15 protein-coding genes and 1 pseudogene are annotated in these 21,572 nt (G+C 48.3%); 11 read left to right on the top strand and 5 right to left on the bottom strand.

Annotated elements, in window-relative coordinates:
- Nucleotides 1-6: 6 nt before the first annotated feature.
- From MJO52_RS10580 to MJO52_RS10540, 9 genes and pseudogenes are all read left to right on the top strand, one after another.
- The gene (locus MJO52_RS10580) at nucleotides 7-1,437 is read left to right on the top strand and encodes an aspartate kinase (RefSeq protein WP_252085904.1); all 1,431 of its coding nucleotides are present in this window, start codon (nucleotides 7-9) and stop codon (nucleotides 1,435-1,437) included.
- Nucleotides 1,422-1,973, top strand: a complete 552-nt coding sequence (locus MJO52_RS10575) for a hypothetical protein (protein ID WP_252085903.1) — start codon at nucleotides 1,422-1,424, stop codon at nucleotides 1,971-1,973. Before MJO52_RS10580 ends, MJO52_RS10575 begins: the two co-directional genes overlap by 16 nt.
- Complete coding sequence (locus MJO52_RS10570) at nucleotides 1,974-2,339, top strand: TPR end-of-group domain-containing protein (protein ID WP_353505488.1); 366 nt, start codon at nucleotides 1,974-1,976, stop codon at nucleotides 2,337-2,339.
- 74 nt (nucleotides 2,340-2,413) lie between these two features.
- Nucleotides 2,414-3,952 (top strand): molybdopterin-dependent oxidoreductase, encoded by a 1,539-nt coding sequence (locus MJO52_RS10565; RefSeq protein WP_252085901.1) that lies wholly within the window; start codon nucleotides 2,414-2,416, stop codon nucleotides 3,950-3,952.
- Between the two features lie 147 nt (nucleotides 3,953-4,099).
- Nucleotides 4,100-5,507, top strand: a pseudogene (locus MJO52_RS10560) (sodium/proline symporter).
- Between the two features lie 493 nt (nucleotides 5,508-6,000).
- Nucleotides 6,001-7,464, top strand: a complete 1,464-nt coding sequence (betB, locus tag MJO52_RS10555) for a betaine-aldehyde dehydrogenase (protein WP_252085900.1) — start codon at nucleotides 6,001-6,003, stop codon at nucleotides 7,462-7,464.
- A gap of 12 nt (nucleotides 7,465-7,476) precedes the next feature.
- Nucleotides 7,477-9,150 (top strand): choline dehydrogenase, encoded by a 1,674-nt coding sequence (betA, locus tag MJO52_RS10550; RefSeq protein ID WP_252085899.1) that lies wholly within the window; start codon nucleotides 7,477-7,479, stop codon nucleotides 9,148-9,150.
- A 123-nt stretch (nucleotides 9,151-9,273) separates the two neighbouring features.
- Nucleotides 9,274-10,491, top strand: coding sequence for a BCCT family transporter (locus tag MJO52_RS10545; RefSeq protein ID WP_252085898.1), 1,218 nt, complete (start codon nucleotides 9,274-9,276; stop codon nucleotides 10,489-10,491).
- A 63-nt stretch (nucleotides 10,492-10,554) separates the two neighbouring features.
- A complete protein-coding gene (locus tag MJO52_RS10540) occupies nucleotides 10,555-11,268 on the top strand; it encodes a TorF family putative porin (RefSeq protein WP_252085897.1) in 714 nt (237 codons plus the stop codon).
- A gap of 52 nt (nucleotides 11,269-11,320) precedes the next feature.
- Here the strand turns inward: MJO52_RS10540 and MJO52_RS10535 are convergent, their stop codons facing one another.
- Entirely contained in the window at nucleotides 11,321-12,994 is a 1,674-nt protein-coding gene (locus MJO52_RS10535; protein WP_252085896.1) for a BCCT family transporter, read from the bottom strand.
- Between the two features lie 245 nt (nucleotides 12,995-13,239).
- On the opposite strand from MJO52_RS10535, the gene MJO52_RS10530 reads away from it, so the two are divergent.
- Complete coding sequence (locus tag MJO52_RS10530; RefSeq protein ID WP_252085895.1) at nucleotides 13,240-14,199, top strand: M15 family metallopeptidase; 960 nt, start codon at nucleotides 13,240-13,242, stop codon at nucleotides 14,197-14,199.
- Nucleotides 14,200-14,268: 69 nt separating this feature from the next.
- On the opposite strand, the gene MJO52_RS10525 is transcribed toward MJO52_RS10530, so the two are convergent.
- From MJO52_RS10525 to MJO52_RS10515, 3 genes are all read right to left on the bottom strand, one after another.
- On the bottom strand, nucleotides 14,269-15,963 hold the full coding sequence (locus MJO52_RS10525; protein ID WP_252085894.1) for a BCCT family transporter: 1,695 nt from the start codon (nucleotides 15,961-15,963) through the stop codon (nucleotides 14,269-14,271).
- A gap of 444 nt (nucleotides 15,964-16,407) precedes the next feature.
- A complete protein-coding gene (locus MJO52_RS10520) occupies nucleotides 16,408-18,078 on the bottom strand; it encodes a BCCT family transporter (protein WP_252085893.1) in 1,671 nt (556 codons plus the stop codon).
- 340 nt (nucleotides 18,079-18,418) lie between these two features.
- Nucleotides 18,419-19,474, bottom strand: coding sequence for a DNA-binding protein (locus MJO52_RS10515; protein WP_252085892.1), 1,056 nt, complete (start codon nucleotides 19,472-19,474; stop codon nucleotides 18,419-18,421).
- A gap of 190 nt (nucleotides 19,475-19,664) precedes the next feature.
- Here MJO52_RS10515 and MJO52_RS10510 point away from each other — a divergent pair, with 190 nt between their 5' ends.
- On the top strand, nucleotides 19,665-20,675 hold the full coding sequence (locus tag MJO52_RS10510; RefSeq protein ID WP_435583643.1) for a site-specific integrase: 1,011 nt from the start codon (nucleotides 19,665-19,667) through the stop codon (nucleotides 20,673-20,675).
- 102 nt (nucleotides 20,676-20,777) lie between these two features.
- On the opposite strand, the gene MJO52_RS10505 is transcribed toward MJO52_RS10510, so the two are convergent.
- Entirely contained in the window at nucleotides 20,778-21,284 is a 507-nt protein-coding gene (locus MJO52_RS10505; RefSeq protein ID WP_252085890.1) for a hypothetical protein, read from the bottom strand.
- Nucleotides 21,285-21,572 lie beyond the last annotated feature (288 nt).

Genomic DNA, 21,572 nt, shown 5'->3' with positions numbered 1-21,572 from the left:
GAGACAATGCATACGATAGAAAAGATTGGTGGCACCTCAATGTCGGACTATGAATCTGTCCGGGACAACATTATTAAAGGTGACTCCAAAAGGCTCTACAATCGTGTTTTTGTAGTTTCAGCTTATGGTGGTATTACCGATCTACTTCTAGAGCATAAAAAGAGTGGCCAGCCTGGTATTTATGGCCTCTTTTCCAGCAGTATTGAGGATGATAGCTGGCTGGTGAAGTTTGGTGAGCTTCGCACACAACTGCGACAGATCAACGACCGTCTATTTGGTGACACTGACTTACTCAAGGAGGCCAACCTCTTCTTGGATGAGCGCCTGGAAGGGGCTAAAAAGTGCCTTCGAGATTTACAAAGCCTCTGCCAGCATGGCCACTTCTCTCTAGATGCTCACCTGGGAACAGTAAGAGAAATGCTTGCCAGCCTTGGCGAGGCTCACAGCGCTTGGAATACATCAAAGCTGCTGCAGCGGGATGGAGTCAATGCGTGTTTTGTAGATCTAACGGGCTGGCGTACCAGCAAGCATATACCACTGGATGAGCGCATTCGTGATGCCTTTGCCAACATCGACTTGAATCAACAGTTACCGATTGTTACCGGTTACGCCCACAGCGATAAGGGCCTGCTTATTTCCTTTGACCGGGGTTACAGTGAAATGACCTTTAGCCGCCTTGCCGTACTCACAGAAGCCAAAGAGGCGGTAATTCACAAAGAGTTCCACTTGAGCAGTGCCGACCCTCGCCTAGTTGGGCCAGATAACGCTGTGCCTATTGGTCGTACAAATTACGATGTGGCCGATCAACTGGCCAATCTCGGTATGGAGGCAATTCACCCCAAGGCGGCAAAGGGTTTACGCCAGAAGAATATCCCACTTCGGGTAAAGAATACCTTTGAGCCAGAGCATACCGGTACATTAATCACCCGTGACTATGTGAGTGATTCGCCCTGTGTGGAGATTATTGCCGGCTGTAAAGGTGTCTATGCGCTGGAACTTTTTGATCAGGATATGGCGGGCACGATCCACGATTATGATCGGGAAGTGCTTACGGTAATAAAGAGGTACAAGGCCCATATTGTGTCTAAAAACACCAACGCCAATACCCTAACCCACTTTTTGGCGACTAATCTGAAAACCATCAAGCGTATACAGGCATCTCTGGAAGAGCGCTTCCCGGAAGCAGAATTGAACCAAAGGAAAGTGGCTATTGTTTCTGCCATCGGGAGCGATATGCAAATCCCCGGCGTGCTGGCAAAAGCGGTTCAATCACTGGCTTCAAACGATATTTCAGTACTCGCCATGCACCATTCTATGCGGCATGTGGACATGCAGTTTGTTGTTAGTGAACCAGATTATGACACTGCCATTAGAACACTTCATGAGGCACTGGTTGAGGTTTATGACCATGGGACCGCAATATGCCTCGCCTCCTAAACACCTGTTTTTTGACTTTTCTTTTGCTTTCCCCGGCTTCCGTTTCCCAGGAAACGGAAGCGAATAAAGAAGACAGTGCGCAGAAAGAGGTGGAATCTTTACAGAAGCCGCTCTATACACCATTTATAGAGCGGTATGTGCTGGATGAAATCAAACAGTTGCGTATCGACCAAGCCAAAGCTAAACAAGAGTTGATCCAGCAGATTGTCGACCGAGAGCATAATTCCGTGGACCGAGCGGTTGCTTACGCAACCGATACGGTCACCTACTTCTTCTATCTCATAGCCGCCGCCACTTCCATATTGGTTTTAGTGGGTTGGCGATCGCTACAAGATATTAAAGAGCGTGTGCACTCCCTAGCGGATGAGGAGATATCAAAGCTGGTTCAAGAGTATGAGAAACGTCTGGAAGTCATAGAGAGTCAATTGCAACAAAAGACCCAGCACATTGAAGAGAATCGCGAAGAAATTGAGCTGACTCAAGAAGTGCAATCTCTCTGGCTGCGCGCTCAGCAGGAATCCTCAATCGCCAACTAGATCGCGATCTATGATGAGATTCTGCGTCTTCGTCATGAAGATGTTGAAGCATTGACATACAAAGCTGATGCAGTGCTGGAGTTGAACGAGCCCCAATGGGCTGCAAATCTTTGTCAGCAAGCCCTAGGTATTGATCCAGATAACAGCCATGCCTTCTACCAGCTAGCTTGTGCCTATACGGCTATGGAGCAGTTTGATGAAGCGCTACGGTATCTGGCTGAGGCTATTAAGAGACGAGAAAGTTATCGGGATGAAATTCTCAGTGACAATGCCTTACAGCCACTGGCGGTAAGTGACGTTTTCAAGGATCTAGACAAGGTTATTGCTCAAACCCCGCCGCCACATAGCCGCGAAAAAGATACTTAGCAAGCTGTCACCTTGGCATTTTAAAGCTATAAGACTATGTGAGCTCAAGTATCAATACGCGGATCAATAAAGCCATGAGTGAATCAAGCCTTGATGGAAGCCGCCGTGGCTTTCTAAGAGCCATGACCGCAGCTGCAGGCGCCTTACTAGCACCCTCTGCAAGTGTTGCCCTTACTCCCCCATCAACGCCCAAATTGCCAAGTGGAGTTAACCCCAAAAATTTCATTATTCATGGGGTTAACCCACTGACAATAGAAACCCGTCGGTCTTTGATGGGCATGAGCGCTATCACCCCTGAGGCCCGGTTTTTTGTGCGCAACAATTTGCCATTGCCCTCCCCCCAGATTGTTGAACGACCGGACACCTGGGTGCTTGAAGTCAAAGGCGTAAAGCAGCCCACTGCTATCTCTGTAGCAGAGCTGAAAGGGCTGGGTTTAGATGCCGTCGGTGCAGTTATTCAATGTACAGGCAACGGCCGCGCTTTTTTCGAGCATGAACCGGCAGGCTCTAAATGGGGAGTTGGCGCAGCCGGCTGCGCTATCTGGACGGGCGTTCGGCTGAAAACCCTGTTCGATCATTTTGGCGGTGTGGATGCGGGTATGAACTTTTTGACCGCCACTGGAGGCGAGATCATTCCTGAGGGGATGGAACACAATGATCTGGTCGTAGAGCGATCAATCCCTATCAAGAAGGCGTTGGACGATACTATATTGGCTTGGGAAATGAATGGCGCTCCAATACCGCTGCTGCATGGTGGCCCCTTACGGCTCATTGTTCCAGGTTATTTCGGCTGTAACAACATTAAGTACGTTAAGACTCTCACCTGCGCACCGCAAGAATCCGAGGCCAAAATCCAAAAAACGGGTTACCGCCTTAGACCCATTGGCGCTCCCCCTGGCCCAGACTACCCAAGCATGTGGCGTATGCCTGTAAAGTCTTGGGTAAATGGCCCGGGTGCGGACAATACCCCAGCTCTAGCTGGAGAAGTGACTTTCTACGGTGTTGCGCTTTCTGGTGAACGCGGCGTGAAGAAAGTAGAAGTCTCGCTCGATATGGGCAAAACCTGGCAGGATGCAACGCTAGAGGATTTGGACCTCGGCCCCAACGCTTGGCGAGTTTTTTCTTATACCGTAAATTTACCAAAGGGTCCGCACACCATCGTCTCGCGCGCCACAGATACCCAAGGGGATATCCAACCTAAAGAACGTGTAGAGAACGAACGTGGCTATGCACATAACGGCTGGCTGGATGCAGCACTTACGGTAAACCTGTTGGGTGAGCCACCTGAGGAGAAAGTTGCAGCAACCGATCAACATATGGTGAAAGAAGAAAGCACCCCCCCAGAGCGCGAATCGGTCTCTTTATCTGCAGAGGGTCAAGCCGGAAAGCAAGTCTATCTCGAGTCTCAACCTTCTTGTGGAGCTTGTCATACCCTGAAGGATGCTGGCTCAGAAGGCCTTATTGGTCCCAACCTTAATGAATTGAAACCCAATGCAGAAAGCGTGAAAAACGCTGTTACCAATGGCGTTGGCGCTATGCCAGCATACAATGACTTGATGACGAAAGAGCAGATTAATTCTTTGGCGACTTATATTGAAGAGGCTACAAAATAGTGAGGTGGTCAAATTTATCCCGAGCACATTGTTTATATGATGTAACTAATTGATGTGTTAAATAAAACAACAAAAGCTAGAACGTAAATACGCACGAAATTTGTGTTTCAAAAATAAAAACAAAAATTGCTGAAATAAGGAATATCATTGGTTTATTCATTTGTTGGGTTTTTATTATTATTCGTACTGGTAGGTGTATTCTCAGCGCTTTTTAGTCGCAACACTAAGGCCGATTATTACCTGGCTAGCAGTGGAGTTCCCCCCTGGTTAGTGGGCCTGTCGGCAGTGGCGACTAACAATAGCGGTTATATGTTCATCGGGGTTATTGGTTATACCTACATGACCGGGTTCGCTTCTGTCTGGTTAATGGTGGGCTGGATCGCTGGTGACTTTATTGCTTCACTTTATGTACACAAAAGAATAAGAACTGCCACTGACTCAAGTGGTGAAGTCAGCTATGCCGGCGTGCTTAGCAATTGGTATGGGCAAAATCACTCTGCCCTACAGCGGATTATAGGTATCATATCTTTACTATTCTTGCTCACCTATGCATCAGCACAGATGGTTGCCGGCAGTAAGGCGCTACATGTACTACTGGACTGGCCTCTCTGGTCTGGCGCTGTGGTTGGGGCGTTGCTGGTATGTCTTTATTGCCTGGCCGGCGGCATACGCGCTTCCATTTGGACTGATGCTGCACAGTCGATTGTTATGATCGTCGCTATGGGCACACTTCTGGCCGTAGCCCTTACCAGCCTGGGAGGTGTCTCAAGTGCAATGGGGCAAATGCAAGCCGTCGAGGGATTTACGAACTGGTTTCCCCAAGATCTGGCCTTTTCTGGTTGGGGCGGGCTCGTTATTTTTGTCATCAGTTGGGGGATTGCGGGGCTATCTGTGATTGGCCAGCCCCACATAATGGTCCGCTTCATGACTCTGAGTGATCCCGGCAAAATGCGCACGGCGCGGGGCTGGTACTACCTGTGGTTTGTTCTCTTTTACTCTATGGCCACAGGGGTCGGCTTGCTATCCAGAGTTTTCATCGCCGATTCCGGCAGCTTTGATGCTGAGCTAGCATTGCCGACCATGGCCATAGAATTGCTGCCACCGATCGTAGTTGGGTTGATCCTGGCAGGTATCTTTGCTGCAACCATGTCCACTGCAGATTCACTGCTTCTTAGCTGCTCCGCAGCCATTACTCACGATATTCTTCCCCGTAAGATTGATAAGACTTGGTTTCTTAATTGTTATTACCGGGGGCGCACTACTTCTGGCGCTTGCCAACAACCAAAGCGTCTTCAATATGGTGATCTTTGCCTGGTCTGGCCTCGCCAGCGCATTTGGCCCCCTATTGCTGGTGCTTTGTTTTGGAGGAAGACCCTCACAAGCGACCTCTATTGCCGCTGTAACCGTTGGGTTTACGACAGCAATCGCCTGGAGATTATTGGACCTTCATAGCCTGATTTATGAGGGCTTACCTGGTATAGCCTTGGGTCTGATTGTGTTTTATTTGGCTAATTTTCTCCCCCAGCCATCGCCTTTGCGCGAAGTAAATAGTTAAGTTCCAAGGGGAGGCCATCCCTCCCCTAGTCACGCAGCATTACGGTTTTCAACTTACTCCACCCAGGCATCTAATGCTGAGCTATCGAATTCACTTTTGAGTTTGCGCCCTAAGGGTGGGTCAAAATTTGTACAGTTCTTTTTGTAGAGTTCAAATGAGATTTTTGGCCCAATTCAGCTCGGTTTTTATCCTTGTATCAAGGGTTTTTCTCTCATATTGCAGAAATATGAACCCCCTGTGAACCTGTCGGTTTTGTTGCATTGAGTGCTAACAATTAGAGTTCAAATTAAAAATATGTTACATTTTGTGCCATATCGCCCGACATTTGACCGTCGGGCCGGGGCTGGAGCCTGACGATTTGGCACAAAATTCCACGTCAGACCAGCCCATTTTTTTGTGATGGCCAATGGGTCACTGGGCGGCTATTCACCGCCCTGCCCCATCGCTAACAAATAACTGACTGACCTTCTGTTAAAGCAGTATGGAGAGACAGATGTCACTGGACAAACAACGGAATTTTGTAGACGGCCGCTACCTGTCGAATGAGGGCGGCGAGTGCTTTGATGTATATAACCCGGCTACCAACGAGGTCAGCTACCAGGTTGAGGTTGCCGACGAGAAGGTACTCGCAGAAACCATAGAGAGTGCCAAGCGCGGTTTTGCCCAGTGGTCAGCGATGATGCCAGTAGAGCGTAGTCGCATCCTGCTGAAAGCAGTAGCACTGTTGCGCGAGCGCAACGATGAACTGGCAGCTATCGAAGTGGCTGATACCGGTAAGCCCTGGCAGGAAGCCAGTGTTGTGGATGTGGTGACTGGGGCTGACTCCATAGAATTCTTTGCCGGCCTGGCTGCAGGCATTGAAGGCAATCAGCAGCAAGTCGGTGAGGACTTCTACTACACCCGCCGCGAGCCCCTGGGCATCTGCGCCGGAATCGGTGCCTGGAACTACCCCTTACAAATCGCTTGCTGGAAAGCCGCCCCGGCCCTGGCCTGCGGTAACGCCATGATCTTCAAACCTTCCGAAGAGACCCCCAAAGGTGCTTTGAAGTTGGCTGAAATCTTTATTGAAGCGGGCATGCCCCCGGGTGTTTTCAACGTAATCCAAGGCGATGGTGCCGTGGGTGCCTGGCTGACTAACCACCCGGATATCGCCAAGGTTTCCTTTACCGGCGAAGTGGGTACCGGCAAGAAAGTGATGGCCACAGCGGCTTCCAATCTGAAAGAAGTCACCATGGAGCTGGGTGGCAAGTCCCCGCTGGTGATCTTTGATGATGCCGACCTGGAGCAAGCCGTTTCTGCTGCCATGCTGGGCAACTTCTACACCCAGGGTGAAATCTGCACTAACGGTACCCGGGTATTTGTACACCGCAGCATCCACGATCAGTTCCTCGCTCGCCTGAAAGAGCGTGTTGAGCAAAATATTATTGCCGGTGATCCGATGAATCCGGACACTAACTTCGGCGCCCTGATTTCTGCCAAGCACCAGCAACTGGTGATGGACTACATCAGCAAGGGGAAAGAGGAAGGCGCGACCTTGTTCTGTGGCGGCCACACCCTTTCACCAGAAAATTCACCTAACGGTTACTTCGTTGCTCCCACCGTATTCACCGACTGTCATGACGATATGACCATTTGCCGCGAAGAGATCTTCGGCCCGGTAATGTCGGTACTGGTCTTTGATGATGAAGACGAAGTGATCCGCCGCGCTAACGATACCCGTTTGGGCCTCGCCGCCGGCGTATTTACCCGTGATATCACTCGCGCCCACCGCGTGATCCACCAGATGCAAGCGGGTATCTGCTGGATCAATGCCTACGGCGCTTCCCCGGCAGAAATGCCGGTGGGCGGATACAAGTTATCCGGAATCGGACGCGAAAATGGACTTGCGACCCTGAACCACTATACCCAGCTAAAAGCGGTGTATGTGGGCCTGGCACCACTGGAAAGTCCATTTTAAGCGGTACCCTGTATGAGTGAGTTTGACTACATCATTGTCGGCGCCGGCTCTGCCGGTTGCGTTCTGGCCAACCGCCTGTCTGCCCAGGAAGATAAAAAAGTCCTCTTGGTAGAGACCGGGGGTAGCGATCGCAGCATCTTTATCCAGATGCCCACCGCACTATCCATTCCCATGAATACCGACAAGTACGCCTGGCAGTTTATGACCGAGCCAGAGCCGTACCTGGACAACCGCAGCATGCATTGCCCCAGAGGCAAGGTACTCGGTGGCTCTTCCTCGATTAACGGGATGGTTTACGTGCGCGGGCACGCCAAAGACTTTGATGAGTGGGCACAGCACGGCGCCGAAGGCTGGGACTACGCCCACTGTCTGCCCTACTTCAAACGCTCTGAGACCTGGGCTTTCGGCGGTGACGATTACCGTGGCGACGAAGGTCCACTGGGGGTCAATAACGGCAACGAAATGGCCAACCCCCTTTATGGAGCCTTTATCGAAGCCGGTAAAGAAGCTGGCTACGACTACACCGCAGATTACAACGGTGAGCAGCAAGAGGGCTTTGGCCCTATGCATATGACGGTAAAAGATGGAAAGCGCTGGTCTACCGCCAACGCCTACCTGAAGCCGGCCATGCAGCGCCCCAATTTGTCGGTATTGACCCACGCCACTGTTCATAAGGTGATTCTGGAAGGTAAACGGGCAGTCGGAATCAAACTTGAACGCAAGGGGAAGATCCTGGAATTCAAGGCGCGGCAGGAAGTCATCCTCAGCGCAGGTCCCATCGGCTCCCCTCACCTTCTTCAGCTCTCCGGAATCGGAGATCCCGACACACTGGCAGAAGCCGGTATCGAACTCCAACACGAACTTCCCGGCGTTGGCCAAAACTTGCAGGACCACCTGGAGTTCTATTTCCAGTTCCGCTGCAACCAGCCGATTTCCCTGAATGGCAAGCTCGACCCCTGGAATAAATTCCTGATCGGTGCTCGTTGGATACTGAAGAAGGACGGTCTCGGAGCCACTAACCATTTCGAGTCCTGCGGTTTTATTCGCTCCAAAGAAAACGTGGAGTGGCCGGACCTGCAATACCATTTCCTGCCGGCAGCCATGCGCTATGACGGCCGCGAAGCTTTCGATGGCCACGGCTTCCAGGTGCATATCGGGCACAACAAGCCCAAGAGTCGCGGCAGGGTCAAAGTGGTGAGCAGTGATCCCAAGAAATCCCCTTCCATCCTGTTTAATTATTTACAGGAGAAAGAGGATATTGAGGGCTTCCGCGCTTGTGTGCGGCTGACTCGTGAGATTATCAATCAGCCGGCTTTCGACGAATACCGAGGCGATGAAATCCAGCCCGGTACCGATATCCAGACTGATGAACAAATTGACGCTTTCGTGCGGGAATCCGTCGAGAGTGCTTACCACCCATCCTGCTCCTGCAAGATGGGTACCGATCCAATGGCAGTGGTAGACCCGGAAACCCGTGTACACGGTTTGCAGGGTTTGAGAGTTGTAGATTCCTCCATCTTTCCGACCATTCCCAACGGCAACCTGAATGCGCCCACCATTATGGTGGCGGAGCGGGCTGCTGACCTGATTTTAGGGCGCCCCGTATTGGCGCCCTCCGAGGCACCGGTAGCGACCAAGGCTGCCAGCACTCAGCGACCTGGCCGCCCTGCGCGCTCAGTGAGCTGAATTTACGTCGGCGCTCTGGCAGAGATTTGACTGCCCCCTTCAAACGCGACGGGGATATTCAAATCTCGCACAGTAACGCCCTTGAGGGGCGCCGGCATACCAATAACTAGCTGGAGACTCAGCATGACAGCTTGGCTTTCCGCGGGATTATTGTTTACCTTCACGGCAATAATTTTCTCGCTGATTAAATGGGGAAATGTGAAGATGGTCGGGGTAACCCCGGTCAAAACCTTCACTTTTATAGCGATCCTTTTCACTTCCGGCCTCGATGTAGGCCTGATCATGTTCCCTCTCACCGAGTTCGGTGGCTACGCAGACTTAGCCAATAGCCCAGAATATGGTTTCACCAACCCACTCGCGATTGAGTTTGGTTTTTGGGCCTTCCTGATCTGGGGCTTCTACTTCCTCACCTGTTTTTACTTCTGCATTATCGAACCCAAAGTTAAATTCTTTGAGTTGAGACCAGTAAAACTAATCAACAATGTGGTGATTATCGGAACCTGCGCCTTTACCGCTTACTTGCTGCTCAGCAACTTGCCCTGGTATCTGCCGCAAGTTGGCGATGGTGAAACCATTGTGGGTACCTTCTACCTGATCGTATTTGCAGTGATCGCCGCAGCGGTCTACTCATCTACCAGCTTGCGCTATGTGCGCTTCCTCAGCCTGGCAACCACCTGGATGTTTATTGGTCTGATTGCGGTCATGTGGGTAGGCGCCTTTACCGGTGAAAACGGTAGCGTTGGCGACTTCGCCTCAACTTTTGCGATGCTCGGCGGTTACTTTGGCAACATCCACCAGTTCGTGCTGCCGTTAAATGACTATCACGAGTTTTACCTGTTCTGGTGGTTTGCCTGGAGCATTATGATCGGCCAGTTTACCTCCCGCTTTGTGGGCGGCCTGCGCACTTACCAAGTGCTGGCGGCGATGCTGATTTTCCCATCCATCCCCATCGCACTCTGGTTCACCGTGCTCTACTACTACTCCAGCCAAGGCCTGGATACCAGTGGCTTCTACAACCTGGCTATGGTGATTGTGGGTATTACCTTCGTGATCAACTCGCTGGATTCCCTGATTCGCCTGTACACCGACAATCTGGGCATGACCGTTGCGCGCCTGGGCAAGTGGAAGTACTTCGTGCTGAACCTGGCTGCAATGAGCCTGCTCACCCTGTTGTTCAAGCTGGACTTCCTGCAAATCCAGTGGATAGGCGCTCTGGTGATTGGCATCTTCTTCTGCTGCCTGGGTTACATCCTGGTGAAGCGCTTCAGAGCGGTAGCAGCTATCGACTCCTCGCCTAAAGAAAACAAAATCGACTTTAACAAGATCGAACTGGCGAGCTAACTGTTGAAATCCCCCACCCTCTTAGGTGGGGGCTACAAAATATAAATAAGCGGTAATTTAACAATGAAATCGACGTTGAAACTTTCTGCACTCACTTGTGCTTCCCTGCTGGTACTTGCTCAGCAATCCCAAGCAGAGCTGTCTTCTACTGTAAACCTGACCACCGACTACACCTTTAATGGTGTTAGCCAGACCAAAAGCGACCCAGCCCTGCAGGCAAGCCTGGACTACGGCTTCGATAACGGTTGGTACATTGGCTCCTGGGCTTCCAATGTGGATTTTGTAGGTGATGATGTCAATCTCGAGCTAGATTTCTACGCTGGCAAATTCTTACAACTTAATGACAAGGTAAGTCTGGATACTGGTATTGCTTACTACACCTATCATGGTGATAAGGATGTCTCTAGAAACTATGACTACCCAGAAGCTTATACCAAGCTGGGTTATAGCTCCAACCTGGGCGAGTCCGAAGTGAATGGCTGGTACAGCTGGGACTACTTTGGTCTGGGCGGCAGCCACTACATTATGATGCTGGCTCACACTTTTGAATTTGCAGAGGGGCATAACGTTCGTTTCAGTGTGGACCGCTCTACCTCTACCAATTTGGACAACTGGAGTTGGGGCAATAATAAAAAATCCTACAACCACTACCGTGTAGAATACATGACTTCTCTAAACGGTTTTGATTTCAATATTGCTGCTGAGAACACTACTATCGATACGAAGGATACCGACGAGCGTATCGTTTTCTCTGTCGCTCGCACTTTCAACCTTTAAGGTTAGAAGTTTATACCGGGGCCTGAGCCCCGGTATTCTCACTCTTAAAATCCTAAGACCTCTCCCCCGCACTTCCCTGTTTAGCGTTTTCAGAAGAACCTAAAGTGGTTCCATCTTGCTCGCCCCCCTCTTCGTGGCTCCATGGCCCCTTTGCGGATAACTTTTCAAGAACTATTTCTTTTTCAATTAGAGTTGGGTGGGAGCCTAAGTCATGCCGTGCAACTTTAACGATTGAGAGGCAAAGTAATAGAGCAACTAATAATAGAGGGATGCCAGCAATAATGCTCGCCGCCAATAACGCTTCGAATCCACCCAGTATCATTAAGGCAATCGGCAGTAATGCCAAGGCAAATGCCCAAAAAATTCGGTTCCAGCGAAGAGGCTCTGTGTCTACCTCTTTTTGTACAACTGAGGCGAGGATATGGGAAATGGAATCAAAGGTAATAGCAGTAAAAACCAGTGCAATCAATGTATACACCAGTACAACCCACTGACCTGCAGGCAAAGTCTTCAGTATGGCGAAAATAGTGGCATTGGCTCCCTGGTTGTTTAGGAGCTGCACCAGATCAAGCTTTCCAGAAAACTGCAGGTATACCCCATAGTTGCCAAGCACCATATAGAAAAGAAAACAACCGAGGGTCCCAAAAAATATAGAACCAATGATCATCTCTTTTATTGTCCGCCCCCGAGAGATATGGGCGATAAAAAGGCCAACGCTTGGTGCGAAGACTAACCACCAAGCCCAATAGAAAACGGTCCACTGTTGAGGAAAACGAAAGTAGGAAAGTTGCTCAAAATAAGAGAAGGATTCAGTCCAGGTAGCCATTCGCAGGAAGCTGTGTAACATCCGCCCTAATGTCTCCAGCCCATTATTGAGTATAAATAGAGTTGGCCCTGCAATAAGAACAAAGAGCAATAATAATAGGGCAAGCCACATAGTAAAGTTGGAAAAGGTTTTGATCCCACGCTTTAAACCAACAAAAGCGCTGTAACCAAACAATAGAGCGCAGAGTATAAGTACAGCTATTTGCGTCTCAAGTCTAATAGGTAACCCTAACAATTCATGAAACCCCTGGGTGATTAAGGGTGCAGCTATACCCAACCGGGTAGCGACGCCACCCAACATACCGAATACCAAAGAGATATCAATAAGCTTTCCAGTGGCACCCTTGGCCCTGCGCTCACCCAGCACTGGGACAAGAGCCTGGCTAAATTTTAATACCCTACTTCTGCGCACATAGTAAAAGTAAGCGATTGGCAGCGCCGGGATTAGGTAGATGGACCAAGCCAGAGGGCCCCAGTGGAATATGCCATAGGCCACTGCCCAGCGGGCCGCTTCCGGTGTATTTGCTTCAACCTGAAATGGCGGTTGTTGATAATAGTAAACCCATTCAACCATTGACCAATACAGAATGGAGGCGCCGATGCCACAGCTTAGCAACATGGCAACCCAAGAAATTGTCGAGAACTCAGGGGATTCCTTCTTGCTTCCAAGCTTGATGCGGCCTATATCACTAAAAGCGATATAAGCCATAAAAATAATCGACCCTATTCCCAGTAAAAGGTAGAGAATACCAAAACGTTCTGTTACAAACTCCTTTGCCGCCAAAATCCACAGTGAGCCCAAATCTGGAAACAAGATCAACGGCACTGTCGTTATCAGTAACAATAAGATTGCCCCAAAAAAAGTGGGCTTATCAATCAGCTCTCTTGACCCCTTACTCAACGACTATCTCCATTCCGAAGAGCAACAACTTAGGTTTTGGGTGTGGTTAAATTACGCCAATAATGAGAACGACACTTCTAATAACCAATTGGGCGTCAATCATCCACTATAACGGCACATATCTCCCTATACGGATATATTTTTAAAAATCAGCCACAATCCAGTATATCTGAACTTATACATGTAATGTTCGTGAAGAACGGGCGTCGGAAACGACATGCTATTGGTGCTGAGGTTAGTTAAACATGTCCCACTACATAATTTTTGTTTTGATTGTCTTTGGCCTAATTGCCTGTGGCAAAGACTCTTTGAGAGATATCACGGAGCAAGATTTTCAACCAGGGGCTGAAACAGGCATATTTAATGTATCTCAGAGTGAGTGCGAATTAATGATGTATCGAAAAATAATAATAAAGGAATCCCCGGTTGGTTGCGAAAGATTAAAAAAAGTAGTTTTTGATTTTTATCCTCTACTGGAGGATTCAGATATTGCTGGCGCACTGAACAGTGAGCATGATTTAAAAAATAAAAATGATACAAATAGACAAAAAGGAGCGATTATAGTTCTTGATGTTGTTGCCGATAATGTTCTCGCTCTATTTGGAGAACTCTATCAACGGCAGTTCCCTATTAAGTCTGCTATCCCAATAGAATACTTCAGTAAAAAGGAGCGAAAAACAGAGGATATGAACAATTCTCTGGCATTTGATTCTCGACCCATTACCGATGGCAGCAAATGGTCTGAACATGCTTATGGGGTTGCGATTGATATTAACCCAATGCAGAACCCTTACCTTTATATTGATAAATCCTCTAAGCCAATCTTGATACCAAAAAATACGAAGGAAGGTTACCTAAATCGAGCAAAGTATCGAGCAGGAAAACCGGTTCGTGCCGGGATGTCTGAAGATGTAACCTCTCTATTTGCCATGTATGGTTTTGCCGTTTGGGGCGGAGATTGGGATGTGCCTATTGATTACATGCACTTCCAGGTGGGATCTCGCCACTTTATCGAACATCTAGTAGCTCTACCTATTGAGCAGGCAAGGCTACTGTTTGAAAATTACACGAGTCAACTGAGGCAGTGCTTTGAGCATGGGGAAAGTATTAGCGACGCTAACTTCCTTAGAAAGTACTGTGTAGACAAGGTAAGTGCAGCTTTTGAGCCGCGCCAAGATAAAGTAAAGGGCACCAGTAATATATAGTGCCCCTCTGCTCCCGCTGTCTATACCCCTAGTTTAAACCTCCCATAGGTTTCAGCCGTTTGTTATCGTTTATAAACGAGACGGATGACTACCTGGATCCCCTTCAATATGTGGTTTGTCGTCATGAGATACCCCATGGGGGGAAGAAGCCGGTAACTCCCAATCCCCATCTTTACTCCAAGGGTCATCCTTAGGAAAGTCTTCAATGTAAATTTCTTTTTCTTCGTAACTGGGCTGGTAGCGTAAATCATAGTGAGCCGCTTTAACGATTGAGATGCATAACAGAAGCGCAACAATCAGAAGTGGGACACCTCCAATAACACTGGCTGTTTGTAAGGTATCCAGCCCACCAAGAAACATCAGTGTTACGGGCATAATGGACAGGGCAAATGCCCAAAAGACCCGATTCCAGCGCACTGGTTCCTCATCTACTTCTTTCTGTACTACTGCGGCAAGAATATAGGAAATAGAATCAAAGGTAGTGGCCGTGAAGATCAGTGCAAGAATGGTATAAATCAATATTACGAACTGACTCGCTGGCAGAGTCTGTAAAACGGCAAATATTGCTGCAGTTGCTCCCTGCTGGTTCAATACCTGCACCACATCCAATTCACCTGAAAACTGTAAGTAGACCCCATAGTTCCCCAGAACCATAAAGAACAAGAAACAGCCGAGAGTGCCAAAGAAAATCGAGCCGACTACCATTGCCTTTATGGTGCGGCCTCGGGATATTCTGGCAATGAACAAGCCTACGCTGGGTGCGAAAACCAGCCACCATGCCCAGTAGAAAATGGTCCAATCTTGAGGAAAATGAGTATCAGGAAATTGTTCAAATTGTGCGAAAGGTTCAGTCCAGGAAGCCATATGGAAGATGTTGTCAAGTACCCTGCCCAAAGCATCCAGGCCGGTATTCAACATAAACAGGGTGGGACCAACAAGAAACACGAATACCAACAATAATACTGAAAGCCACATATTAATGTTGGAGAGGGCTCGGATACCGTTTTTTAGACCCACAAAAGCACTGTAACCAAAAATAAGTGTACAGATCATAAGCACAATAACCTGTGTACCCAAGTCTCTTGGTACTCCCAATAGCTCATGTGCTCCCTCGGTAATCAGTGGAGCGGCAATCCCCAATGTAGTTGCCCCTCCTCCCAGCATGCCAAAGATAAATAGCACATCAATTAACTTGCCAATACCACCCTTCGCGCGTTCTTCACCTAGCACGGGCATTAGCGCTTCACTAATCTTCAGCACACTGTGGTTTCTGACATAGTAAAAATAAGCAATCGGCAGAGCGGGAATCAGGTAAATCGCCCAAGCTAATGGCCCCCAGTGAAAAATGCCATAGGCAACGGCCCAGCGTGCAGCCTCAGGTGTTCCCCCCTCAATTTGGAAGGGTGGAGTTTGATAGTAGTAAATCCATTCCACCATCGACCAGTAGAGGATTGAAGCTCCAATACCAGAGCAAAACAACATGGATGCCCAGGACGCTGTAGAAAACTCCGGATCTTCTTCCGAATTACCGAGCTTTATCTGGCCTATATCGCTAAATACGATATAAACCATAAAGAGGATGGCCCCTACCCCCAGTAATAGATAAAAGACGCCGAGCTGGTCGGTAACAAAATCCTTTGCGACTTTAACCCATACTGATCCGACTTCAGGGAAAACAATCAGTGGAACTGTAACTAGCAAAAGTAGTGCAAGTGATCCGAAGAATGTTGGCTTGTCGATAATTTCTCTAAAACTCTTAGTCAATGCACTTCTCCGAGCAGTGTACAAAGCCGACAAAATAAAAGTGGGTTCGATCTCCGAAAGGAAATGAAGACAGATGGTAGAGTGGAATAACTTTTATAGAGACGGAATATGATTGGTTAGATGTGATTATTATTTGGTCTGTAATTTTAACAGGAAGGCCATTAATTTCAATAACAGGCTGTTTTTAGTGTTCAAAAGCAAAACAATCTGGCCATCAAACAAGGGCTTAGAAGATAAGATAAAAGACGTTAAACTCTGTAGCCTGCCGGTTTTATAACCTCTTTATGAATACAACCTGACCGCCCATTATTCCCAAATAGATCAGAATGTATGCAGGCTCTGGAATTTAAGTGTAAAGCCTATATGCGCACTCATAGGTATTTTATAGTGGGCTCATATACCCTTCTCACTGAATTGCCCCTAAGACTGAGGGTATATAAGCCTTTAAGGATTCTTTTTTCTGGAAGCTTCTTTGCTGCTATCTTTCTTTACAGAGCTACAAGCCGTCCCCCAATCGCCCTCTTCACTCCAGGGGGTATCTTCTGGCGGGTGCTCGATATAGATTTCCTTTTCCTCGTAGCTCGGCTGGTGGCGTAAATCGTAATGAGCTGCCTTTACAATCGATACGCAAAGCAATATTGCAACAAGTAGCAACGGAACACCACCGACAATACTTGCTGTTTGTAGGGCTTCCAGCCCACCCAAAAAGAGAAGCGTAATAGGCATCACCGATAATGCAAACGCCCAAAACAAACGATTCCAGCGAGCTGGCTCATCTTTCACTTCCTTTTGAACAACGGCAGCGAGTATATAGGATATAGAATCAAATGTAGTGGCTGTGAAAATTATCGCGAGTAAAGTGAAAACAATAATGACCAAATTACTCATAGGGAGTGTTTGCAAGATAGCGAATATAGTTGCAGTACCCCCCTGTTGGTTGAGAAGCTGTACCACATTCAGCTCACCTGAGAACTGCAGGTAAACCCCATAGTTTCCCAGAGTTAGGAAAAATAAGAAGCAGCCCAGGGTGCCATAAAATATTGCACCAACAACCATAGCTTTAATGGTTCTCCCGCGTGATATGCGAGCAATAAACAATCCAACACTTGGGGCGAACACCAACCACCAGGCCCAATAGAAGATGGTCCAGTCTTGAGAGACGTAGGTTTGAGGGAATTCTCTGAATCGACCAAAGGGCTCTGTCCATGTGGCCATATGAAGAATACTGTTAAGCATTTTCCCCAAAGAATCCAATCCCGCATTAAGCATAAATAAAGTAGGGCCAGCAATAAGGACGAAAGCCAATAAAAACATCGCAAGCCACATATTCAAGTTTGATAAAGTCTTAATTCCCCTTTTAAGCCCGGCATACACACTGCAGCCAAATATTGCAGTGCAGAGCATCAGAATAAAAATTTGTGTAGTCAGTCCTGTAGGCGCACCAAATAGTTCATGTGCACCCTCAGAAATCAAGGGCGCAGCAATTCCTAATGTCGTTGCCCCACCACCTAACATACCAAAAACAAAACAAACATCTATCAACTTGCCAATAGACCCTTTTGCCCGCTGCTCACCTAAAACAGGCATAAGCGCCTCACTTACTTTTAAGACATTGCGGTGCCTTACATAGTAAAAGTAAGCAATTGGTAGAGCCGGAATCAGGTAAATCGACCAGGCAATAGGACCCCAATGGAATATACCAAAAGCGATTGCCCAGCGGGCAGCCTCCGGAGTAAGCCCTTTTAACTCAAATGGTGGCGTTTGGTAATAATAGATCCACTCCACCATTGACCAGTACAAAATAGATGCCCCAATGCCTGTACAAAAAAGCATGGAGGCCCATGACAAGGTGCTAAATTCTGGCTCTTCTTCAGGTTTTCCAAGTTTGATTTGACCGATATCACTAAAAATGATGTAGGTCATAAACAGTAATGCACCAACTCCCAGCAACAGATAAAAAACACCCAAGTCATCCGTTACAAAGTTCTTCGCATTCAGAATCCACTTCGCACCCAGTTTTGGATAAATAATGAGCGGAAGGGTAACCATGAGAAGCAAGCCAAGCGCCCCAAAGAAAGTTGGCTTATCGATGATCCGCTGAAAGTTTCCTGCCAATACTTCTCTCCAGGATACTCAAAGAACTGATTAGGCCAATTAAAAGAAACGTGCTTGTCAGCCTGGAGTTAAAATGTGGGGCTGAATCCGTTTGTTTGGGGTAGAGGCAAACTGAGTGGCTTGCTAGCAAGTTTAGCTGCCTACGAATTAGTCAGCCAAGGCGATAAGTTCATTTTTAGAGACAGCTTGGGGCGAGACTGCCTGGACATACTGCCGCAAACTGCCATTTGCGGTCTAGCAGTTTCAAAGTAAGGGCTGGAAACTTAGTAAAAGCGAGGCTCTTTGCCCTGAATCGCTCAATTAGAGCTTCATCTAGAAGTATAGCCAGCCCAAGACTTGTCTAGGGTTTTAGAGAGTTCTCCAGCTGAGAAAACTGCCCCTGAATCACCGCTTTCTCCTGAATCAGGGTGCGGTTCTCATCGGCGAGTTGTTCGAGGCGATCTTTTGTAGTGGTAAGCTCCAACTCTAATCTGTTTAGGGCACTCTGTTGTAGTTGCACTTCCTTCTGAGCCGAAGAACCTTCACGTTGCAGCTTAGAGATTTGCTCGCGCAAGCTAGCCACCTCTGCCTGCCTGTCTTTCAGCTCACACGCCTGCTCTTCTGCCTGCTCCCTTAGGTTTGCAGCCTCTGTACTGGCCACCCCAACCTGTTCGCTAAGCTGCTGCTTCTCTCGATTGATTTCAGCAATCAGAGCCTGTCCCTGCTTGTAAAGCAACTCCTGCTCGTTGAATCTACGCTCTGAGAGGGTCAGCTGTTCAGTAAGTACTGCGATCTGCCCCTTCAGTTGCTCCGCAGCTGAGCGATACTGGTCTCTCTCATATTGCCGGTCATTGGCAGTACGCTGTTGAAAGTGCTCAAAGTGTTCGCGGACATCCCTATTTTCCTGCTTTACTTCCTCAATCATCACTTTTTGCTCCGCAATACGCTGCATAGCTTCCTGCTTCTGGTACTCACTTTTTTCCAGGGCAGTCTGGGTCTCTTGTAAGGACTGCTTGAATCTACGCTTTTCCGCCTCGGTCGACGAAAGCCTATGCTCAAGATCACGAATACTGGCGGCCTGCTGGTTACTAGTGGCTCTCAACTCCTCTAACTGTGAAGTGATCTCTTTTTCCTGCACGAGGAACTCCTGCTGAAGCTCCTCTACCTGCTTGCTTGCCGCTTCCTGGATCCTTTGATGTAGGCCTTTCAGTGCATCCACCAGGTCTCGTGGGAGCCCACTACTATCCGTATTGCTCGCAGATTCACTGCGCCATCTTTTAAGCAGAGGGGCAATAGTGCTTTTGCTGCCGGTTCCCAACTGGGCCCTCACTCGATCAACGGTGGGCTCTTCTCCACGGGCCTTGATGGCCTTGGCGGCCTGAACAATATCCAGATACGTGACCCCAGTGCGTGCCATAAGCTTCACCTTAGATTATTTCGTTACAAATTACATAATACGTAATATTACATTATTTTATAATTTTTCATACCTGAAAAATTCCGCTGTATAACCTTCGATAATGACTATTATCGCAGGTTATATTTCTGTAAGATTCCCGTAATAACGTACCTCCAGTACAAACAGGAGGTTTCCCAGCAATTCGAGCATCATGAAACATCACAAATCTCTTACCGCCAAAAAGCATCTCGAAAAGAACACTCCCAGTACACACGGGGGCACTGGTGTATTGTTGACCGATGAGGACATTCAGAAATACCTGAGTGCCGCCACATCCGATAACACCCGCAGGGCTTATCGCTCGGCAATTCGCCAGTTTGAAAAATGGGGAGGGAGGCTACCCACAGATGGCAGCACTTTGGTGCGCTATGTACTCGGCCGCGCTGAGGAGCTTAATCCTCGCACTCTAGACCTTCACCTCACCGCAATCGGGCAATGGCATCAATACCAGGGAATGCTAAACCCCGTCACAGATCCATTGGTTCAGAAAACCATGCGTGGTGTCCGTCGCACTCACGGCAAACCTAAAGAGAAATCAAAAGCCCTCAGCCTGCAGCATATTGCTAGCATGACCCGATATTTACGCACTCAACCCCAGACGAGGAAGAGCGCACGTGATCTGGCTCTTATCCTGGTAGGGTTCTTTGGTGCCTTTCGTCGCAGTGAGCTAGTGGCTATTCAGGTGGAAAACCTGGTATGGGAGGAGGAAGGCGTGATCGTAAGGCTTCCCAAGTCAAAAACAGACCAAAGTGGCGAAGGAATGATGCGCGCCCTGCCCTTTGGCGCTCCTGAGGCTTGCCCTGCAAGAGCTCTGAAAACCTGGCTCAAGGTCAGCGGCATTGAAAGTGGGCCCGTATTTCGAGCGGTGAACCGGTGGGATACGGTGCAAAGCAGGCAGCTAAACCCAGCAGCAATTAATGACTTACTAAAAAACTTGGGTACCTCCTGCGGATTCGATTTTGTTGACGAGTTAAGCAGCCACAGCTTTCGCCGTGGCTTATCGACCTCTGCGGCTCGTGAAAAGATTGGCTTTGAGCTTATCAAGAAGCAAGGTGGCTGGAAGAGCGACGCCACCGTGTGGGAGTATATTGAGGAGGGGCAGCAGTTTAGTGAGAACGCCTCGGCCATTCTAATAAAGAAAATGGCAGAGCTTCTCTAAGCCGCAATCCTCCCCTTGCTAGATTGTTTCTTGGTGATTCTTTGCGACTTTCACTCTTTTTCGAAAGACGCGGCTATTTCCTTTTGCTGGTAGGCCCAACACTTATTGCTTCTTATGTGTCGCCTGGAAGACGGACTCCCACTCCTGATCAAATTTTGCTGCTGCTGGTATAGGGCCTGGAGCCCTCTTGAAAGTCAAAATTCCCACATGCGCTTCGTGAACTTGAGCATCAGAAGTCACCTCCTCGGTAAACCCCTGCATTATTCCGCTACTGTCGAGAGTAAAGTTGCCCACGCTTTCATCTGATACGTCGACAGTCACTATACGAGTGGTATCACCGGAGTTCGAAAAGACAAAGATACCGACATCCTTATTGGTATTCGCTCCATTTTTTGTCTCTTCGTGACCGCCCAATTTATGCTTAAAGTCAGCAGGCTTCTTGAAGCTGTCAATGAAGCGGCCACCCCCACCGGTTTTAGTTTTCTTAAGGACTTTGAAAGTTCGACAATAAATATCCTTACCTACATCCAAAGCGTCTTTTTGGCTTTCATATAAAATAAACGACTCCCCATCGACAGCACACCAAGTGCCATCTAAAGTATTTTTCATGTCAGGATTTGCACTCAATGGAGCAGAGTAAAGAACTGTCAGAATGAAAACGGCCGGTAGGAACCTATAAGTCAGAGGTAGATTCGCCTTCATGGTGCACCTCGGTAAGTCGCTTGTGAACTTTAAGTAAATAAAGTAGCGGATTAACCCAGGTACCTCCTAAAATTTTCAGACTTTTAGTGGAAGAGAAGCGCCAATTCAAATTTCAGCTGGCAGGCCTGTAGCCCCCTGCCCATTTCGCTCTCATTATCAATCGTTGAAGTTCACCACTGGGATCTATGGCAGCGA

It is taken from the genome of Microbulbifer variabilis (assembly GCF_023716485.1).
GTDB classification, from domain to species: domain Bacteria; phylum Pseudomonadota; class Gammaproteobacteria; order Pseudomonadales; family Cellvibrionaceae; genus Microbulbifer; species Microbulbifer variabilis_B.
This window is presented reverse-complemented; position numbering and strand designations above follow the sequence as displayed.